Below are 1,672 nucleotides of genomic sequence, written 5' to 3' on the forward strand. Positions count from 1 at the left end.
GTCGAGGGAATCAACAATAAACTTAAACTAATAAAACGGAGAGGCTATGGCTTTAGAAACTTTCGGAATTTTTGGGTTAGAAGTATGTTATCTTGGCATCTTGTATGTTGATTTAGCATAAAGGGTAACGAAGAGCCAAAAATCTATTACTCTGTACATTATCACCGAATATGCAAATAACGGTAACTTACCCATATCGCCTGAACAATTAACTTCTCTATTGGAAAAGCTTAATCAATTAAGCATTGATGAATTCAATAGGCTTTTATCTTCTGACAAAAAATATAAACAATTAAGGCACAACTTAGGCTGGTATATTTTTGGTGGGGCTGGTGTTGGAGTCGGCGTTGGTTATGCGTCTGCAAAAGTAGATATAGAAAAGATTATTCAAGAGTTAACCCATAATAATAGTTTGTATGTTCCTGACTTGACTCCTTCTTCATCAAGTAATCCTAGTTCGCAAACAGAAGATAACTCAGAACAGCACTATCCTAGAAGTTCAATTCCTAAAGAGCATATAGCTAGTTCAGTCATATTGCACAAATCTATAGACTCTTTACCTGACACTAGAGAACCATTTCTCCCTGTTAGCAGTAGTCGCGGTAGCAGTTCTTTTCCAACCCACCACCAAGAGCAATTGTTAGAGAGTTCTATTAATCATAATATAAGTGGAGGATCACCAGAACCTCACCCAATCAGTTTGGACAAGTCTAACGGAGATATTGAAGATTGTGACCACTTAAATCATTGTGACCACTGCGATCACTTAAATCATTGTGGCCACTGTGACCATTGCGATCACTGCTTTATAGCTACTGCTGTCTATGGCACTTACGAATCACCTCAAGTTATCAAATTAAGACACTTTCGAGACGAAAAACTGAGAATGTATCTATTAGGAAAGTTATTTATTTTAATATACTACAAATTATCGCCACCTTTAGCTCGCTGGCTTAAAGATTCACCAAACTTTGCCAAACCAGTTCGTCATATCCTTGATATGCTTGTCAAATGCTTAGAAAGTTAATTTATAGATGTTTCTCTATACACACAAGAACAAGACGGAAAGTATCGATTTCCAAATTGTTAATATTTGTTATTCCATTAGTCGATTGTTTAGAGAAAATCGGTTTACGGTTTATTCTCGATTTTGCTGTTATTCACTGTATCCGATTCTATCAAAAATATCTTTCGCCTCGTAAAGGATTTTCCTGTGCTTACAGCGTACTTTATAGATGTGAATCATGCTCGGAGTATTTTCGGAAAACTGTAAAAATTTACGGTTTGAAAAAGGCAATTTTTCTGTTTCAGAAGAGACTAGAAGAATGTAAACTTGCTTATAGAGAACTACTGAAGGGAGACAATAAAAATTAGCTCCATAAAACATAAACACTAATAGACATTAATTTTGTAGTAGAGCTACTCTTCGTCAGTAGCCCAGCAGGATGAGCTACGCAGTGCTAAACCAATAAAAAAAGTACAGCAAAGGCAATACCTTCCCCACTTGCATGGGAAAGGTATTGTTTTGTGTAAAGAATAATCCTGGCATCGAGCTATTGTCCCGGTCGGCAACCCGACAAGTATCTTGGCCACGGTGAAGTTTCACAACCGAGTTCGGGATGGAATCGGAGTGGTGCCATCACGTTAAAGACACCAGGAAGGGTAGAACCCT

The 1,672-nt window shown here is 37.4% G+C and carries 3 protein-coding genes and 1 rRNA gene; 3 read left to right on the top strand and 1 reads right to left on the bottom strand.

Features of this window, described 5'->3' with window-relative positions; all coding sequences use genetic code 11:
• From O9324_RS18315 to yidD, 3 genes are all read left to right on the top strand, one after another.
• Positions 1–111 (top strand): transposase (locus tag O9324_RS18315; RefSeq protein ID WP_071784045.1); only part of this gene is annotated, 111 nt, incomplete at its 5' end.
• A gap of 109 nt (positions 112–220) precedes the next feature.
• A complete protein-coding gene (locus tag O9324_RS18320) occupies positions 221–1,027 on the top strand; it encodes a CFI-box-CTERM domain-containing protein (RefSeq protein WP_288140937.1) in 807 nt (268 codons plus the stop codon).
• On the top strand, positions 1,012–1,374 hold the full coding sequence (yidD, locus tag O9324_RS27280; protein WP_080605445.1) for a membrane protein insertion efficiency factor YidD: 363 nt from the start codon (positions 1,012–1,014) through the stop codon (positions 1,372–1,374). The genes O9324_RS18320 and yidD overlap by 16 nt, the downstream gene beginning before the upstream one ends.
• Positions 1,375–1,540: 166 nt before the next feature.
• Here the strand turns inward: yidD and rrf are convergent.
• Positions 1,541–1,658: ribosomal RNA gene (gene rrf, locus O9324_RS18325) — 5S ribosomal RNA — on the bottom strand.
• Positions 1,659–1,672: the final 14 nt, after the last annotated feature.

Source organism: Microcystis sp. LE19-84.1B (assembly GCF_027531875.1).
GTDB classification, from domain to species: Bacteria; Cyanobacteriota; Cyanobacteriia; order Cyanobacteriales; family Microcystaceae; genus Microcystis; species Microcystis panniformis.

What these genes read in the sequence shown, in the direction of transcription:
- yidD (WP_080605445.1), top strand. Translation starts at nt 1,012, where the DNA reads ATGCTTAGAAAGTTAATTTATAGATGTTTCTCTATACACACAAGAACA.